We start from the raw sequence: 16822 nt of genomic DNA on the forward strand, positions 1-16822 counted from the left end.
CTACTTCATTCAGGAGGGGTCGCGGTGCCCTCATAGCTCTCGATGATGGCACGTGCGTCATCAACGAGCGCCTGACCGTCTAGGCCCTTCTTGTCGGCTTCCGCGATCCAGTCGGCGATCACCTCGTCGCCCATGGTGCGCATCTTGGCGGTTTCCTCGTCGTCCAGCGTGGCGATCTCGTTGCCAGCTGACACCATAACCTCGCGCCCTTCGCGATCTCCCCGGTCATGTGCGCGACCCGCCCAAGCCGATGCCATCATGCCCGAATTGTCGTCGATCACCTTTTTCAGATCCTCGGGCAAGCTGTCATACTTGTCCTTGTTCATCGCCCAGATGAAAAACAGGTTGTAGGGCGACCGATCCCCCGCAACATCCGTATGGCTGTCTGTCAGCTCGTCCAGTTTCAGCGATGGGCCGATTTCCCATGGGATCACGCCGCCATCCACAACACCCTTGGCCAAGGCCTCAGTGAAGGCAGGCGACGGCATACCGACCGGAACCGCCCCCAGTTTATCAAGCAACAGGTTCACGGGCCGCGACGGGCTGCGCAGGCGCAAACCTTCCAGATCCTCGATCGTCTGCGGTTTCGGTCCTTTCTTGTGGATGATCCCCGTGCCGTGCAGGTGCGCGGCGATGACATGCACGTCGGCAAAATCATCCATCAGGTATCTCTCGGTGAATGCCCAAGCAGCCTTGCTGGCCTCTTCGGCTGATTTCGGCGTCATGAAAGGCAGTTCCAGCACATCCGTTTCGGGGAAACGTCCTGGCTGATAGCCAGTAATGACCCAGCCCCCGTCTATCGCCCCGTCACGCACCAGATCGTACTGAGCCTGCGGCTTGCCGCCCAATTGCATGAAGGGATAAATCTCGACCTCGATCCGACCGTCCGAATCCGCCTCGACCTTCTCCGCCCATGGCTCGATGAAGTACTTTGGATTGGCCGTGTTCGGTGACACGAAATGCTGGAATCGCAGCGTGACCTCTTGCCCGAAGGCGGGCGTGGCTGCGGTCAGGGTGAAAACGGCAAGCACGGCGGTTTTCATCAAGCCCATTGGGCATGCCCTCTCTGTAACTAGGATCGGAGCCGCGGTCCATGATGCGGCACGCGATGCCTAACCCGAGGTCACAGGGAGATCAAAGCGAAACTATTCCGCATAAGTTGGATGAAACAGGTCGCCCGGCGACAAGGTGAAAATCTCGCACCCGTCCGCAGTCACGCCGATGGAATGTTCGAACTGCGCCGATAGGGATTTGTCCCGCGTCACAGCCGTCCAGTCATCCGCCAGAACCTTTGTGTCCGGTTTGCCCAGATTGACCATCGGTTCAATCGTAAAAAACATACCTTCTTCCAGAACCGGTCCGGTCCTACGGCGACCATAGTGCAAAACATTCGGTGGCGCGTGAAAGACACGCCCCAGACCATGGCCGCAGAAATCGCGCACGACTGACATCTGATGCGCCTCGACATAGGCCTGAATGGCAAATCCGATATCGCCGAAGGTGTTGCCGGGCTTGACCGTCTCGATCCCCTTCAACAACGCGTCGTGAGTAACCTGAATAAGCCGCTCAGCTTTGCGGGGCAGCTTGCCCGCGACAAACATCCGGCTTGTATCGCCATACCAGCCATCCACGATCACGGTCACATCGATGTTCAAAATGTCGCCCGGCTTCAGTGTTTTCGGCCCCGGAATGCCGTGACAGACGACATGGTTTACCGAAATACAGGACGCGTGCTCGTAGCCCTTGTAGCCGATGGTCGCCGACTTGACGCCAAGCTCTTCAACGCGTTGTTCGATGAAAGCGTCCAGCTCGCCCGTCGTGACACCGGGCACCACCTTGGGGGCGACCTCATCGAGAATTTGCGCGGCGACCTTGCCCGCCGCCCGCATTCCCGCGAAATCCGCGTCTTCGTGAATTCTGATGCCGTCCTTCGTCAGGCGGCCCCGGGCGCGATCGTCCAAGGCAGTTCTCCATGCTTCGTGATGGGTTCCATGTAGTATAGCTTAACCCATTGTGCCAGAGGCAGCTAGAATCGCGCGACCTGTGCCGTTTGACAGCAGGGATGGCCGGACTATACCGATTGAGCCCGCAGGAAAGGATATACCATGCCCGACACTTCGCCCACTGCCGCAATGCTCGTGATCGGAGATGAAATCCTGTCGGGGCGCACGCGCGACGCAAACATGCATCATCTGGCTGGCGAACTAACCAAGCATGGCGTGACCTTCGCAGAGGCGCGGTTCGTCTCGGACAACCATGACTCAATTGTCGCAGCGGTGCGCGAATTGGCCGCCAGATACACAACGGTTTTCACATCCGGAGGCATTGGGCCGACGCATGACGACATCACGGCAGATGCCATTGCCGCGGCGTTTGATCGATCCATCGACGTACGCGACGATGCCCGCACCATTCTGGAAGACCACTACGCCCGCACCGGCACCCAGATCAACGAATCCCGCTTGCGCATGGCGCGTATCCCTGAGGGGGCTTCACTGATCGACAATCCGATCTCGGCCGCACCGGGTTTCACGGTCGAAAACGTCCACGTCATGGCGGGCGTACCGAGCATCTTTCAGGCCATGGTCGCGTCGGTCATTCCTACACTGGCAGGCGGCCCGCCGCTTCTGAGCCAATCCCTGACCATCCATCGCGGTGAAGGCGATATCGCTGGCCCACTACGACAGTTGGCGGAGGAATTCTCGGACCTCAGCTTCGGGTCCTACCCGTTCCAGCGCGATGGTGCCTTCGGCTCGAACATCGTCGTGCGCGGGACGAATGGCGGGCGGCTTGATGAGGCGATGACACGCCTGGCTGCCCTGTTTGAACAGGCCAACGCATGAACCTACCCACCGAGGAAGATGTCTTCGCCCTGCTTGACGCCAGCTGGCCAGCGCAGGAGGTTCACGATTGCGGCCCGTTCGTTCTGCGTCGAAGCAATGGGGGCGGGAAGCGGGTCACTGCGGCGACGCTGCCCACGCGGGTTCCGTTCACAGAGAACCAGATCGCCGATGCCGAAACCCAATTGCGCGCATGGGGCCAAACACCCCTGTTCATGATCCGTGGCGACGACCCACAACTTGACGCAGCGCTGGAGACACGCGGCTACAACATCGTCGATCCGGTCATTGCCTATGCGCTCGACCTGTCCAGCATACCAACCGGCACCGAAGTCGCGTCAGCCTACGTGATGTGGCCCCCGCTCCAAATTCTATGCGACATATGGGTCGAAGGGGGTATTGGTCCTGACCGAGTGGCCGTCATGGAACGCGTCCGCACGCCGAAAGCTGCCCTGTTCGCCCGGACCGGAGATGAAGCAGCAGGGACCGCTTTCGTCGCGGCGGCAAATGGGATCGCCATGCTCCATGCACTGGAGGTTCTTCCCCCCCACCGCCGCAAGGGCGTCGCCCAAAACCTGATGCATGCCGCACTTGATTGGGCGCGCGAGCAAGGTTGCCGCTGGTTGTCGGTCGTAGTGACCCGCGCGAATGATCCGGCCCGCGCCCTTTACGAGCGGCTCGGAATGCAGCCTGTCGCGGAGTATCACTACCGGATGGCAACCTGATCGAATTATGCGGCAGGCAATCATTATAGCGCTGATGCTTTCAGCCCCGGCGATACACGCGATGCCCGCGCCGCCCAAGGGCAGCACGCTAGGCGATCAGCGCACCGATCCATCCGGGCTTTACTCCATCGCCACCGGCCCAACTCTCGCCGGCCATCCACCTGAAACGATGGCAATGACCGGCGTTCGAACCCGACAGGTGTCGACCATCCCGTCCGGGGACGCAAATCTCGCCACACTGCTGAACTATTTCAGGCAGGCCTATGAAAATGATGGCCTTACAATGGCCTACCAATGCGCAGACATTGATTGCGGCGGCTTCGACTTCCGCGACAGTCGCGATGTCCTGCCCCCACCTGAGATGTATGTGGACCTCGGGAACTTCATGTATGCCTCTTTCGCCAGCACGGACAGCGAGACGCTGGCGGAATTGATACTCAGCACCGACGGTGCCCTGAACTACATCCACATTTCTGAGATAATCGGCCAGACGGATACCCAACTGGATCCCGCGCGGGAATACCCCAAGCAACCCTCAGACCCATGGACAGCGGACAACCTTCTGGCAGCGTTACGCGACCATGGGCATGTGGCGCTGGCCGGTCTAACCTTCCAATCCGGCGCATCACGACTGACCAACGGGACGCCGCAAATTGTCATGGCGTTGGCAGATGCCCTCAAGCAAACCCCGTCGCTGCAGATCGCACTGGTGGGGCATACGGATTCGGTCGGATCAGCGGATGGAAACCAATCGCTTTCGCGTAACCGCGCACAAACAGTTGCCAACCTGCTCACGTCAGAGCTCGGTGTGAACAGCGCACAAATCACGGTGGGCGGCGTAGGTTTCTTTTCGCCTATCGCCAGCAACGCTACCGACGAAGGCCGTGATCGAAACAGGCGGGTCGAGGCCGTCCTCCTCGGCGGCCTGGACTAACCTGGCGCGTCACGCACCGCCCCACGCAGGAAACTAAGCAGCGCCTGAACCTTGGGCGACGTTGCCCGCCCCGGCGGCTGAACGGCATGAACAGGTTGCAGCTGTTGAGGCAGTTCCGGCAGGACCATTTTCAATGATCCGTCCTTCAGCGCGTCACGGATTAGGAACTGCGGAAGAAATGCGATCCCATGCCCGGCCAGCGCCGCATCGCGAAGAACCGTCGGGTCATTTGCGGAAATGCGCGCTTTGCTTCGAATACTGCGGCTTTCACCCGTTGAGGACACCAGTTGCCAACCCGGCGTCGTATTTGATCGGGATGGATGAAGCAGGTCATGATCAAACAGCGCCTCAATACGGTCTGGCGACCCGCGCCGACCCAAGTATGCCGGAGACGCCACAAGGTCGTATCGAAGCGCAGCAAGTTTCGTACTGCGCAAGACGCTGTCGGGTTGAGCACCCACCCGCACCGCGACGTCAAACCCCTCCGCCAATAACGATCCGAAATCTGCCGTTTCAATCAGATCGACCGAAATCGAAGAAAATTTGGTTAGAAACTCCACCAACAAGCGCGACAAGAGTTCCGACCCGAAATCAGGGGTAACAGCGATGCGGAGCAGACCACTCGGCGGCCCCTTCAGATCAGCAATGGCCCGGTTGGCATCGTTGGCGACGTCCAGAACCGTCAATGCACGATCATAGTAGATTTCGCCTAGCTCCGTCGGGTTTACGCGCCGGGTCGTTCGGTTGAGAAGCTTCGCCCCCAACCTGTTTTCCAGGGAAGCAACATGTTTGGACACGGCGGATTTCGAAACACCCAGCTTCTTCGCCGCACCCGTGAAACCGCCTTGATCAACGACGGTAGTGAAAACCTCTAGCTCACTCAGTCTGTCCATGAAAACGCGTCACTCAACAATACACAGTTAACAATACGCCACTATGGTGCCATTATGCACGTTTCGGCATCGATCACTCACTTTAGTCAAGTTGACCAAGCGTTATGATGCAATAAATTGCCCAAATGGCCATGAATTGATGCGCGACTGCCACAAAATTGGCTCCCGAAGTCCGTCCAGTCCTACGTCGTTTCCCGATTCGCAACAGATCAGAGGTTCAGCGCAAGCCGCACTCCCTGATCGATTGCCCGCTTCGCATCGAGTTCTGCCGCGACATCCGCGCCCCCGATAACATAGGGCATTGTTCCTCCCGCTTCCAACTCGTCAGCAAGGCTACGCTCTGATTCCTGCCCGGCACAAAGAACGATGGTATCGGCGCGAAGGTGAGCCGGTTCATTATCCTTGGTGATATGCAAGCCGCTTGCGTCGATACGGTCATAAGAAACACCCGACAGCATCGTTACACCCTTCGCCTTCAGTGTCGCACGATGAATCCAGCCCGTCGTTTTGGCCAGCCGGCGACCCGGCTTTTCTGCCTTGCGCTGCAACATCGTCACCTGTCGGGATGGGTGTTCAGGCTTGGGGCCACCATCAGATAGTCCCCCTCGCGAATCCGCGGGATCCTCTACGCCCCATTCGGCCAACCAGCGCGGCAGATCCTCGGTCACGCCGTGGTCAGCCACCAAGTATTCCGACACATCGAAGCCAATGCCACCCGCGCCTATGACGATGACGTTCTGTCCCGCCTCACGCTGTCCCGACAGCAGTTCGTCATAGCGGATGGTGTTCGCCGCATTTTGCCCCAGTATGCCCGGATCACGCGGGCGAACACCTGTCGCAATGACGACGTCATCGAAATCCGCAAGGTCATCGACCGTCGCCGCGTGCCCCAACCGGACATCCACGCCGCTTTGATCCAGCATCGTGCGGAACCAGCCGACCAGCCCGTGGAACTCTTCCTTGCCGGGGATCTGACGGGCATAATTCAACTGTCCGCCAACCTGGTCCGACCGCTCGAACAACACAACCTGATGCCCGCGCTGCGCAGCCGTGATCGCCGTGGCCAGGCCGGCAGGACCAGCCCCCACAACGGCCACCTTGCGGCGCTTGACGGCTTGCGTCACAGGAAGTTCCGTCTCATAGCACGCGCGTGGATTGACGAGACAAGTGGAAATCTTGCCCGAGAAGGTGTGATCCAGACAGGCCTGATTGCACGCGATGCATGGGGCGATCTGGTCGGCACGGCCGTCCCGCGCCTTGGCTACGAAATCGGGATCTGCGAGGAAAGGTCGCGCCATCGAAACCATGTCGGCGCATCCATCAGCCAGCACGGCCTCAGCCACCGCCGGCGTATTGATCCGGTTTGAGGTGATTAACGGGATACCGACCGAGCCCATAAGCTTCTTGGTGACCCAGGTAAACGCACGGCGCGGCACACTGGTGGCGATGGTAGGAACGCGCGCCTCGTGCCACCCAATGCCCGTGTTGATGATAGTCGCACCAGCGCCCTCGACAGCGCGGGCAAGCTGGACGACCTCGACCCAGCTGGACCCGTTTGGCACCAGGTCGATCATCGACAAGCGGTAGATCAGGATGAAATCCGGCCCCACCGCGTTGCGAACACGGCGCACGACCTCGACCGGCAAACGCATACGGTTTTCATATGTCCCGCCCCAACGATCCTGCCGCTGGTTGGTATGTGTGACGAGAAACTGGTTCAGGAAGTAGCCTTCCGACCCCATGATCTCGACCCCGTCATAACCCGCTTCCTTCGCCAGACGAGCCGCGGCAACGATGTCCGAGATCTGCTTTTCAATCCCTTCTTCATCCAGCTCTTTCGGCGGGAAAGGCGAGATCGGGGACTTGATCGCAGAAGGGGCAACGCAGTCGGGGTTATACGCGTAACGCCCTGCGTGCAGGATCTGCATCGCGATTCGGCCACCCGCCTCATGCACGCGGTCCGTCACGATCCGATGGTTGGCGGCATCGGGCGCGCCGAACATACCCGCAGCACCCTTGAACACTGCGCCTTCAGGGTTGGGCGCCACACCGCCCGTCACCATAAGCCCGACACCACCCCGCGCGCGGGTTGCGTAGAACTCCGCAATGCGGTTCCAATCGCCGGTTTCTTCCAGCCCTGTATGCATTGATCCCATCAACACGCGGTTCGGCAGGGTGGTGAAACCCAGATCAAGCGGTGCCAGAAGATGTGGATAAGTCGTCATGTGGTCCCCCCGTTTGCGGCAAACTGACCACCTGCAGGCGAAGTGTCACGCACAACGCCACGTCACGGGTCAGTCGGTTTGAGGCGGGTTAGCCGCACGGGTTTTGCCGATGAAATCCCTCAACGTATCGAAGGCATCCCCGTCCGACATCGAACTGCCCTGGATCGGATTGACCGTCAGTACAACCAGGCGATCCCGCACTGGCAGCACGGCACGCCAGAAAGTATCCGTCAGCTCGGCCGGGCGCTCTTCGCTGCTATCCGCGATACTTAAAACCAGCGCATCGCCGCGCGTCGTGACAGACAGCAGATCGACTTTGGTCGGGTCGCCACCATAGGACAGCGCGCTCAGCCCCTCGTCAGACCGGAAGAATTCTTCGAGTTGTACGGTTGTCGGGCGTTGGATGATGTCACTTCGGGGCGAGACAAGTGCCGTCAGAAGCGCGGGCAGTTCAGGAACAGCCGTTTCAGCTCCCGTCAGCGCAGCGCAACTACCTAGCAAGATCAGCGTGCCTTCCGGGTCATCGCGCGTGCTGCGGTCGTCGATACAGTATCCGTCGGGCCCGACGATGACGACGGCATTGTCGGATACGTTGATCGCCACAACCGGCGTCGGGGCACGATGGTAAATCGCCCGCCCTGTCACCTCCGCCTGCGGCGCACAGGCCGCAAGCGGGATCAGCCCGAAGGCTGTGAAGCAAAGCCTATGCTTACTGATCCATGTAAACATGCTTCTCGGCCTTCGCGCCCGGATGCGTGACAGCTCCCTTGCGCGTTGACTCGACCAACTGGGCGTATTTCCACAGCGCGCCGCTGGCATATTCATTGCCGCGCGGACCGGTCCATGCCTCTTTGCGCTGATCCAGTTCTTCGTCAGAAAGATCCACGTCGATGGTGCCTTTGACTGCATCAATGGTGATCATGTCGCCGTTCCGCAGCAGGGCAATCGGCCCGCAATGCGCCGCTTCCGGCCCCACATGGCCCACACAGAAGCCACGCGTCGCGCCGGAGAAACGGCCATCGGTGATCAGCGCCACCTTCTTGCCCATGCCCTGACCAGACAGCGCGGCGGTGGTCGACAGCATCTCGCGCATACCCGGACCACCAGCGGGGCCTTCATTGCGGATGACGATCACTTCGCCTTCCTTGTATTCACGCTTCTGAACCGCCTCGAACGCGTCTTCCTCGCATTCGAACACGCGTGCGGGGCCGGTAAAAACCTGATTCTCCGCAGCCATGCCTGCGACCTTCACGATGGCACCTTCCGGCGCGAGGTTGCCTTTCAGCCCAACGACGCCGCCGGTTTTCGTAATCGGCTTTTCGATTGGATAGATCACACGACCATCGGCTTCACGCTCGATCAGGTCGAGTTCTTCACCGATGGACCGCCCGGTCGCCGTGATGCAGTCTTCATGGATCAGGCCAGCCTTACGCAACTCTTTCATCACGACCGGAATACCACCGGCATCGAACAGATCCTTGGCGACATGCTGACCGCCCGGCTTCAGATCGACGAAGTAAGGCGTATCGCGGAAAATTTCGCAGACATCTTCGAGAAAGAAGTCGATCCCTGCCTCATGTGCGATGGCGGGCAGGTGCAGGCCGGCATTGGTTGAACCGCCGGTACAGGCGACCACGCGCGCCGCATTTTCGAGCGACTTCAGTGTTACCACGTCACGGGCGCGGATGTTCTTTTCGATGAGGTTCATGACGGCCTGGCCAGATGCCTCTCCATACTGGTCGCGCGACTCGTAAGGCGCGGGCATGCCAGAGCTGTTCATCAATGCAAGACCGATGGCTTCGGACACACAAGCCATCGTGTTGGCCGTGAACTGGCCGCCGCAAGCCCCCGCAGACGGGCAGGCCACTCGTTCCAGCACATCCAGCGCCTTGTCCGACATGGTGCCGTTTTGATGACGACCGACCGCCTCGAACATGTCCTGTACGGTCAAATCGCGCGTCCGAAAATCTTCTGGGATGTCATCGATTTGCGGCGCCTTGCCCGGCAGGATGGACCCACCATAGATGAAGACCGACGGCGTATTCAGTCGCACCATCGCCATCATCATGCCCGGAAGGGATTTGTCACACCCGGCGAGACCAACGATCGCATCATAGCAATGCCCACGCATGGTCAACTCGACGGAGTCCGCGATTGCCTCGCGGCTGGCCAACGACGACCGCATGCCCTCATGGCCCATGGCGATCCCGTCGGTCACGGTGATCGTGGTGAACTCACGCGGCGTGCCCTGCGCGGCCTTGACGCCCAGCTTCACGGCCTGCGCCTGACGGCTCAACGCGATGTTACAGGGTGCAGCTTCGTTCCAGCAGGTTGCAACACCGACGAGAGGCTGGTGAATTTCTTCCTCGCTCAGACCCATCGCATACAGGTAAGATCGGTGCGGCGCGCGCGCCGGGCCTTCCGTCACATGGCGGCTGGGCAGCTTGGTTTTGTCGAACTGGCGCTTGAGCATCGGAACCTCCGCAAAATCTGGCTGACATGGGAATAGGCAAGCAATGAGGCAGGTGCAAGCGCGACCACGACAGCATTACAACGAATCTCGACCTTCGGCTTGCGGAAAGTTGCGTTCTGCGGTCCATTGCCGCCGAATCCGTTGACGAAAGGCACTGATGATCGCGTCTCTCACCTCTCGCCGCATGATGCCCCACTGGCCAGAAGCCGCTCGCGCACGCCCGGCGATCTGGCGGGTACTGCTTGGACTGGCCTTGATCGCCACATGCTATGCTGGATTGAACTCCGGCGCGTTGCTGCTTTACGGGGCGGTGCTGGGGCGCGATGCAAGCATGGAGCTTTTACAGCAGGTGGCGACCGCCGAAACTCCGGCCGCGACACTTATCCTTCTTGTCACGTTCGGCCCGCTGGCAATTGGAGCCATTCTTGCCGCCAAGCTGCTTCACCGACGCGGAGCCAATTCGCTGACCGGGCAGATGTGGCCCGACCTTCGAACGGCACTGGCCGTAACAACGATCATTTACCTGCCGTTCGTGATATTGGGTGCGCTGTTCATGCAAGACACATCTGCCATGCTGCCCGTGGGCGTTTGGCTTGGCGTTATGCCCATCGCGCTTCTGGCAATAGGGCTTCAAACCTTTGCCGAAGAATTGACCTTCCGCGGCTATCTACAGCAGCAGCTTGGCGCACGCTGGGCATTCCGTTTCGCGTGGATGGTGGTGCCGTCCATCCTGTTTGGCGCATTGCACTATGACAGGACGACATTCGGCGACTCCGCGCTCTACGGTGTATTCGCCGCGACCGTCTTCGGGTTTCTTGCGGCTGACCTGACCGAGCGCTCAGGATCACTAGGCGCGGCGTGGGGGTTCCATTTCGCCAACAATGCCTTCGCACTTCTGATAATCGCCACAGACGGGACCATCACCGGCCTGGCGCTTCGGATCACGGAACACCGCGCATCCGAAATCACCCTGTCACCTCTGCTGGCTGTGGCCGATCTGCTGCCACCGTTGATCGTGTGGATCATCCTGCGCCGTATCCTGTCGCGTTGATTGCAATTCTTTCGTACTCGGCTTATCTGAGGCGAACCCAGAAACGAGCCGGCGAACAGAATGAACTGGATTTCGAACTACGTCCGTCCACGGATCAATTCACTGTTCTCGCGTCGCGAGATGCCCGAGAACCTGTGGACCAAATGCGACGAATGCGGGACGATGCTGTTCCACCGCGAGTTGGCAGACAGTCTGAATGTCTGCACCAATTGCGGCCATCACATGTATATCAGTCCGCGTGACCGGTTCATTTCGCTGTTTGACGGTGGTGTCTTCACCGAGGTGAAGGTTCCCTCTCCGGTCGCCGATCCGCTGCATTTCCGTGATCAGAAAAAATACCCTGACCGAATGAAGGCTGCCCAGAAGAAGACGGGTGAAAAGGAATCCATGCTCGTGGCCGAAGGTGAAATCGGTAAAACGCCGATCATCGCCGCCGCGCAGGATTTCAGCTTCATGGGCGGGTCAATGGGCATGTATGTCGGCAATGCCATCATCGCCGCCGCCGAGCGCGCAGTGAAAAAGAGATGCCCGCTGGTGCTGTTTTCTGCCGCTGGTGGTGCACGCATGCAGGAAGGCATCCTGTCGCTGATGCAGATGCCGCGCACGACGGTCGCCGTGCAGATGCTTAAAGAAGCCGGGCTACCCTATATCGTCGTGCTGACGCATCCGACCACGGGTGGCGTCACCGCATCCTATGCGATGCTGGGTGATGTGCAGATTGCCGAACCCAACGCGCTCATTTGCTTTGCCGGCCCGCGCGTGATCGAACAGACCATCCGGGAGAAACTGCCCGAGGGCTTTCAACGCGCCGAATACCTTTTGGAACACGGCATGCTCGACCGCGTGACCAAACGTGGCGAAATGCGGGACGAACTGATCACCATAACCCGTATGATGATGGGGCTACCGCCTGCAGTGAAGGGTGAACTGCCGAACATGTCCGGTGACGCGCTGCCCGCACCCGAGGCAGAAGCCAAAGACCCAGAGCCGAAGGAAGCGAAGGAAGCGTGAGCACGCCCCGCTCGGACATTCTGCTCGACAGGATGATGACGTTGCATCCAAAAGTGATCGATCTGACGCTGGACCGTGTCTGGCGTCTTCTGGAACGGCTCGATCACCCGGAACGTCACCTGCCGCCCGTCGTTCACATCGCGGGAACAAACGGCAAAGGGTCCACTCAGGCAATGATCCGGGCGGGGCTGGAAGCAACGGGAGCCACGTGCCACGCCTACACCTCGCCGCATCTGGTGCGGTTTCACGAACGTATCCGGCTGGCCGGTGAACTGATCGACGAACACCACCTGTCGCGCGTTCTGGATGAATGCCTGGAAGCCAACGGCCCCGACCCCATCACTTATTTCGAGATCACCACTGTAGCGGGGCTAAAAGCCTTCGCCGACACCCCCGCCGACTGGACCCTGCTGGAGGTCGGACTGGGCGGACGGCTGGACGCTACCAATGTCATCGACACCCCGGCACTAACCATCATCACGCCCGTATCGCTGGACCATCAGCAGTTTCTCGGCGACACACTGCCCCAAATCGCGGGAGAGAAGGCCGGGATCATCAAGCGTGGCGTGCCCTGCGTGGTCGGCCCGCAAGAAGAGGCCGCGCTGGATGTCATCGAGGCACAGGCGGAACGGCTGGGTGCACCGTTGCTGGCTTATGGTCAGCACTGGCGTGTCTGGGAAGAACGCGGGCGGTTGATCTATCAGGATGAAACCGGTCTGCGCGACCTTCCGCTTCCCAATCTTCGTGGCCCGCATCAGATCATCAATGCAGGGATGGCGATTGCAGCGCTACGCCAGATGGAACAGCCTGATGACGCGCTTGAGGCGGCAGTAACCCGCACCGATTGGCCCGCACGGATGCAACGACTGTCCGGTCACGCCTATGAAAGCCTCTTGCCGGATGGCGAGCTCTGGCTGGACGGCGGCCACAACCCCGCCGCTGGCGAGACGCTGGCCAAGACGCTGGCGGAGTTGTCTGACCGACCGACCGTTCTTATCTGTGGAATGCTTAACACCAAGGACATTGGCGGCTATCTACGCCCCCTGCGCAGCGCGGCGGACACCCTGTATGCCGTCGCCATCCCCGACGCCACCGCCACCCTGCCCGCCGAGGAAACAGCCGAACAGGCCCGCGCGGCCGGTTTCGACGCCAAGGTCACGGAGAACGTGCAAGATGCCCTGCAACACATCGCACAAACAGTCCCCCGCGCCCGCGTGCTGATCTGTGGCTCGCTCTATCTTGCTGGCGCGGTGCTTCGGGACGGCTGATCAGCTAGTCTGGATAAAGGCCAGCGAACGGATCCCATGATGGATCGTCGTGCCATTCATATTCTGACCAAACCGCGACTTGTTCAGCGGTCTCTCGACCACGAAGGCGCGCGATCACGGCAAGCGTCATATCCATGCCTACCGAGACGCCCGACGACGTGAACGCCTTCCCGTCTTCCACCCAACGAGCACGTTTCACCCACTCCACTTCTGGGCCTTGCTGCTGCACCCACCCGAAAGCCAGTTTATTGCTGGTCGCCCGCTTACCGTCCAGAAAACCTGTTTTCGCCAGCAGGGCGCTGCCCGTGCAAACGGTCATCACCACTTCCGCATTTCCCGCAGCCTGAGCCACCCAATTCAAAAGCGCCTGATTGCCGACCCCGCTCCGCGTTCCACGCCCACCCGGAACCAAAAGAAGATCATAATCGTCGCCTTCCGCCAGTGTGCGGACAGAATTGACGGAAACACCCTGATTGCTTGGCACCGGTCCTCTATTCTCGGCCACTGTCACCACTTCGAACATGTCGGAAAGCATGCCGAGGAACTGGAGCGGCCCGAACAGGTCCAACAGTTCAAACCCCGGAAAAACCAGTGAAGCGACACGACGCATTGAAACCCTCCCATCGGCCAGAACCCCTACAACTGCACCGTCCGGATCAGCTCGATCACAGCTTCGATCACATTGTCCACAGCAACGGATGCCAGGATCATGCCCATGACGCGGCTAATGATTGCAGCACCGGAATTGCCGATGATCCGCAGAATAGGAGTGGCCAACAGCATCATCGCGGCGGCGGCAAGCATGACCAGAAGCATCATTCCGGCCGTAATCGCCTGCTCGGCCACGCTGAAGCGGTTGTTGTCGGTAAGAATGACGATGGCCAGCATCGCGCCGGGGGATGCCAGCGACGGCACCGCCAAGGGGTAAACGGCCGGTGAAGATGCCGGTCGACCACTGTCCAGCCCGCTCGTTTCCACGTCGGGTTTGGACGGGCCGAAGATCATGGTCAGCGCAAAGATGAACAATACCATACCCCCCGCGATCTGAAACGCGGGCAGCGAAATATCCAAAGCGTCGATCAGGAACTGTCCACCGACCAGAAATGCCATCAGGATGACAGTCGCAACCAGGGCGGCCTCAAGGGCAATGATCTTGCGGGCCTTGGCGTTCATTCGCGCCGTGACTGCAATGAACACCGGGATCGTGCCGATCGGATCGATCACAACCCAAAGCGTGACGAATTGTTCAAGCGGCGTTACGGTCATTCCTTACCCCAGTCCGCATCCTGCATTTCGCGCAGGCGGCTCGCCGTTCGTTCGAACTCGAAGCTACCCGTTCCTTCGATATACAGGTTTTCTGGTTCGTCTGCAGCCGAGGCAACCAAACGGACCTTCGCTTCGTAAAGTGCGTCGATCAGCGTAACGAAGCGCTTGGCCTGATTGAAATTCGATGCGCCAAGGCAGGGAATGGATTCCAGAAACAGCGCATCCACCGCTTCCGCAATCGAGAGGTAATCCGCTGGACCGAGAGCGGAACCGCATAAATCCCAGAACGACGCACGTCCGACCCCGTTGGCGAAATCGGGCAGTTCGACATCGCGACCCTTCACCTTCAGTACAAGCGGCGTCAGTTGCTCCGCATTGGACCGACCTGTCATCTGCGACCAGAGCGCGTCCATCCCGGCCTTCGCCTTCGCATCGGCGGGCGTAAAATAGACCTGTTCACCGTTCAACCGATCCTGCCGGTAATCGGTGGGCGAGGTCAGTTCTCGGACGACCAGACGATCCTTGATCAACGTGATAAACGGCATGAACAATTGCCGGTTCAGCCCGTCTTTGTAAAGATCGTCCGGCGGTCGGTTGGATGTCGTCACGATCAGGACACCCGCCTCGAAGAGCCGTTCGAACAGGCGACCGACGATCATCGCGTCAGTAATGTCTGTGATCTGCATTTCGTCAAAGGCCAGAAGGCGGACTTCGCGGGCCACAGCATCCGCGACGGGCGCGAGCGCATCATCGACCCCTTTGGCGCGGGCAGCGTTCATCCCCGCATGGATTTCCTGCATAAACGCATGGAAATGGACGCGCCGCTTGGGCGCATCCGCCGCCTCCACCAACAGATCCATCAGCATCGACTTGCCGCGACCGACGCCTCCCCACAGGTACAGGCCTTTAGGGGGCTCGGGCTGTTTTCCGAAAGCAAACCACTTCTTTCTCGGCGGCGGCGCAGACGCCGCATCGGCAATGCGGTCTAGCTCTGGCAAAACGGCTTTCTGTGCGTCATCACGTGCGATGTCGCCGTCTTTTACGCGTGTCGAATAAAGGTTCTGAACCGTTGCCATGCCGCCGCTTTACTTGCTCTGGGTGCCCTGCGCCATGGGCTTTTCAGGATCGTTCTGCGGTGCGTAGTCATCGGGCAAGGACACTCCTGCATCAAGCTCGGCATCCCCCTCATTGACGTCTTGAGCAGGTCCGACAGTTTCGTCGACATGCAACTCCGCATTCAGCGTCGCACCAAGAACAACAATGAAGAACGAAATGTAGAGAAACATCATCAGCACGACGACGGCACCGATGGAGCCGTAAATCTCGTTGTACGATCCGAAATTGCGCAGATAGACGGAAAAGCCCCAACTCGCCACCCCCCAAACGGTAATCGCCAGAACAGCACCCGGCGACAGCCACGCGATGCGTTTGTTGGGGCGGTTGGGCGCGAAACGGTAGAGCACCCAGATACCGGAAATAACGACACTCAAGGCGACGATCCAGCGCAGCAGGTCGACCGCAATCTCCGCAAAGGGACCAAGCGGCAGAAACGCCAGGATGACCGGAATGACCACGAGCGTCAGCAGGGCAATATTCACGACCATCACCAGCACGATGGTCAGCGACAGCGCGGTGACGACTGAACGAACACCGCCGCGCTGTGGCACCTGATAGACCTTATTGAGCGCCTGAATCATCGCATCCGTCCCGCGCCGAGCGGACCAAAGCGCAATGCAAGTTGACAGAACCGACGCCCAACCCAACACTTCCGGGCTGGCTGAGATCAGCCGCATGATCTGGTTTTCGATGATGCGGAACGCCTGCTCGGGAACGAAGTCCGTCAGCATTCCCATCTGTTCTTCCAGAATGATCGGATCGGCAAAAACACTTAACAACGCAATCACCGCTGCCAGCGCCGGAAATAACGATAGCATGGAAAAGAACGCGCCACCCGCGGACATCAAGGAAATGTTCCCTTCTTCGATCCGCCGGTGCATCCCGCGTAGAATCTTCCAGATCCTCTTTAGGGTGTCGATCACGGTCGCAGTCCCTTGCCCGGTGCCTCGACGTTCAGGATGGGTCAGCCCCGGGGTCAACGCAATAGCAGCAAAGACAAATGCCGCCCCAAGGACGGCA

The 16822-nt window shown here is 59.7% G+C and carries 16 protein-coding genes; 6 read left to right on the forward strand and 10 right to left on the reverse strand.

Features of this window, described 5'->3' with window-relative positions; translation table 11 throughout:
- Positions 1-5: 5 nt before the first annotated feature.
- Complete coding sequence (locus tag FPZ52_RS09985; protein ID WP_146365289.1) at positions 6-1052, reverse strand: TRAP transporter substrate-binding protein; 1047 nt, start codon at positions 1050-1052, stop codon at positions 6-8.
- 93 nt (positions 1053-1145) lie between these two features.
- Positions 1146-1961 carry a type I methionyl aminopeptidase gene (map, locus tag FPZ52_RS09990; protein ID WP_146365290.1) on the reverse strand — a complete coding sequence of 272 codons (816 nt, stop codon included), beginning with the start codon at positions 1959-1961 and terminating at the stop codon, positions 1146-1148.
- Between the two features lie 144 nt (positions 1962-2105).
- On the opposite strand from map, the gene FPZ52_RS09995 reads away from it, so the two are divergent.
- From FPZ52_RS09995 to FPZ52_RS10005, 3 genes are read left to right on the forward strand one after another with little or no spacing between them, the layout of a single operon-like run.
- Positions 2106-2843, forward strand: coding sequence for a competence/damage-inducible protein A (locus tag FPZ52_RS09995; RefSeq protein ID WP_146365291.1), 738 nt, complete (start codon positions 2106-2108; stop codon positions 2841-2843).
- Positions 2840-3565 carry a GNAT family N-acetyltransferase gene (locus FPZ52_RS10000; protein ID WP_146365292.1) on the forward strand — a complete coding sequence of 242 codons (726 nt, stop codon included), beginning with the start codon at positions 2840-2842 and terminating at the stop codon, positions 3563-3565. The genes FPZ52_RS09995 and FPZ52_RS10000 overlap by 4 nt, the downstream gene beginning before the upstream one ends.
- Positions 3566-3572: 7 nt before the next feature.
- Positions 3573-4499: an OmpA family protein gene (locus FPZ52_RS10005; protein WP_168201304.1), complete on the forward strand. Its 927-nt coding sequence runs from the start codon at positions 3573-3575 to the stop codon at positions 4497-4499.
- On the opposite strand, the gene FPZ52_RS10010 is transcribed toward FPZ52_RS10005, so the two are convergent.
- From FPZ52_RS10010 to ilvD, 4 genes are all read right to left on the reverse strand, one after another.
- Positions 4496-5392 carry a LysR family transcriptional regulator gene (locus tag FPZ52_RS10010; RefSeq protein WP_146365294.1) on the reverse strand — a complete coding sequence of 299 codons (897 nt, stop codon included), beginning with the start codon at positions 5390-5392 and terminating at the stop codon, positions 4496-4498. The genes FPZ52_RS10005 and FPZ52_RS10010 overlap by 4 nt on opposite strands.
- Positions 5393-5601: 209 nt before the next feature.
- Positions 5602-7617, reverse strand: coding sequence for an NADPH-dependent 2,4-dienoyl-CoA reductase (locus FPZ52_RS10015; protein WP_146365295.1), 2016 nt, complete (start codon positions 7615-7617; stop codon positions 5602-5604).
- A 69-nt stretch (positions 7618-7686) separates the two neighbouring features.
- Positions 7687-8346, reverse strand: a complete 660-nt coding sequence (locus tag FPZ52_RS10020; RefSeq protein ID WP_146365296.1) for a hypothetical protein — start codon at positions 8344-8346, stop codon at positions 7687-7689.
- Positions 8327-10090 carry a dihydroxy-acid dehydratase gene (gene ilvD, locus FPZ52_RS10025; RefSeq protein WP_146365297.1) on the reverse strand — a complete coding sequence of 588 codons (1764 nt, stop codon included), beginning with the start codon at positions 10088-10090 and terminating at the stop codon, positions 8327-8329. Before ilvD ends, FPZ52_RS10020 begins: the two co-directional genes overlap by 20 nt.
- Positions 10091-10247: 157 nt before the next feature.
- Here ilvD and FPZ52_RS10030 point away from each other — a divergent pair, with 157 nt between their 5' ends.
- The 3 genes from FPZ52_RS10030 to FPZ52_RS10040 are packed head-to-tail and all read left to right on the forward strand — an operon-like array spanning position 10248 to position 13420.
- Positions 10248-11141, forward strand: a complete 894-nt coding sequence (locus tag FPZ52_RS10030) for a CPBP family intramembrane glutamic endopeptidase (RefSeq protein ID WP_146365298.1) — start codon at positions 10248-10250, stop codon at positions 11139-11141.
- A gap of 60 nt (positions 11142-11201) precedes the next feature.
- The gene (gene accD / locus FPZ52_RS10035; protein WP_146365299.1) at positions 11202-12152 is read left to right on the forward strand and encodes an acetyl-CoA carboxylase, carboxyltransferase subunit beta; all 951 of its coding nucleotides are present in this window, start codon (positions 11202-11204) and stop codon (positions 12150-12152) included.
- The gene (locus tag FPZ52_RS10040) at positions 12149-13420 is read left to right on the forward strand and encodes a bifunctional folylpolyglutamate synthase/dihydrofolate synthase (RefSeq protein ID WP_146365300.1); all 1272 of its coding nucleotides are present in this window, start codon (positions 12149-12151) and stop codon (positions 13418-13420) included. The genes accD and FPZ52_RS10040 overlap by 4 nt, the downstream gene beginning before the upstream one ends.
- Before the next feature lie 4 nt (positions 13421-13424).
- Here FPZ52_RS10040 and FPZ52_RS10045 read toward each other — a convergent pair whose 3' ends face one another.
- From FPZ52_RS10045 to FPZ52_RS10060, 4 genes are read right to left on the reverse strand one after another with little or no spacing between them, the layout of a single operon-like run.
- Positions 13425-14030, reverse strand: coding sequence for a DJ-1/PfpI family protein (locus tag FPZ52_RS10045; RefSeq protein WP_146365301.1), 606 nt, complete (start codon positions 14028-14030; stop codon positions 13425-13427).
- 26 nt (positions 14031-14056) lie between these two features.
- On the reverse strand, positions 14057-14686 hold the full coding sequence (locus FPZ52_RS10050; RefSeq protein ID WP_146365302.1) for a MarC family protein: 630 nt from the start codon (positions 14684-14686) through the stop codon (positions 14057-14059).
- Positions 14683-15762 carry a cell division protein ZapE gene (gene zapE / locus FPZ52_RS10055; RefSeq protein ID WP_146365303.1) on the reverse strand — a complete coding sequence of 360 codons (1080 nt, stop codon included), beginning with the start codon at positions 15760-15762 and terminating at the stop codon, positions 14683-14685. The genes FPZ52_RS10050 and zapE overlap by 4 nt, the downstream gene beginning before the upstream one ends.
- Before the next feature lie 9 nt (positions 15763-15771).
- Complete coding sequence (locus FPZ52_RS10060) at positions 15772-16725, reverse strand: YihY/virulence factor BrkB family protein (protein WP_146365304.1); 954 nt, start codon at positions 16723-16725, stop codon at positions 15772-15774.
- Between the last annotated feature and the right edge of the window lie 97 nt (positions 16726-16822).

Origin of the sequence: Qingshengfaniella alkalisoli (genome assembly GCF_007855645.1) — a bacterium.
GTDB lineage: Bacteria > Pseudomonadota > Alphaproteobacteria > Rhodobacterales > Rhodobacteraceae > Qingshengfaniella > Qingshengfaniella alkalisoli.

Bases quoted from the DNA above. Each gene is read 5' to 3' on its own strand.
- FPZ52_RS09985 (WP_146365289.1), bottom strand. From the start codon at position 1,052: ATGGGCTTGATGAAAACCGCCGTGCTTGCCGTTTTCACCCTGACCGCA.
- ilvD (WP_146365297.1), bottom strand. From the start codon at position 10,090: ATGCTCAAGCGCCAGTTCGACAAAACCAAGCTGCCCAGCCGCCATGTG.
- FPZ52_RS10005 (WP_168201304.1), top strand. From the start codon at position 3,573: ATGCGGCAGGCAATCATTATAGCGCTGATGCTTTCAGCCCCGGCGATA.
- FPZ52_RS09995 (WP_146365291.1), top strand. From the start codon at position 2,106: ATGCCCGACACTTCGCCCACTGCCGCAATGCTCGTGATCGGAGATGAA.
- FPZ52_RS10010 (WP_146365294.1), bottom strand. From the start codon at position 5,392: ATGGACAGACTGAGTGAGCTAGAGGTTTTCACTACCGTCGTTGATCAA.
- FPZ52_RS10015 (WP_146365295.1), bottom strand. From the start codon at position 7,617: ATGACGACTTATCCACATCTTCTGGCACCGCTTGATCTGGGTTTCACC.
- FPZ52_RS10050 (WP_146365302.1), bottom strand. From the start codon at position 14,686: ATGACCGTAACGCCGCTTGAACAATTCGTCACGCTTTGGGTTGTGATC.
- FPZ52_RS10020 (WP_146365296.1), bottom strand. From the start codon at position 8,346: ATGTTTACATGGATCAGTAAGCATAGGCTTTGCTTCACAGCCTTCGGG.
- accD (WP_146365299.1), top strand. From the start codon at position 11,202: ATGAACTGGATTTCGAACTACGTCCGTCCACGGATCAATTCACTGTTC.
- zapE (WP_146365303.1), bottom strand. From the start codon at position 15,762: ATGGCAACGGTTCAGAACCTTTATTCGACACGCGTAAAAGACGGCGAC.
- FPZ52_RS10030 (WP_146365298.1), top strand. From the start codon at position 10,248: ATGATCGCGTCTCTCACCTCTCGCCGCATGATGCCCCACTGGCCAGAA.
- FPZ52_RS10045 (WP_146365301.1), bottom strand. From the start codon at position 14,030: ATGCGTCGTGTCGCTTCACTGGTTTTTCCGGGGTTTGAACTGTTGGAC.
- FPZ52_RS10000 (WP_146365292.1), top strand. From the start codon at position 2,840: ATGAACCTACCCACCGAGGAAGATGTCTTCGCCCTGCTTGACGCCAGC.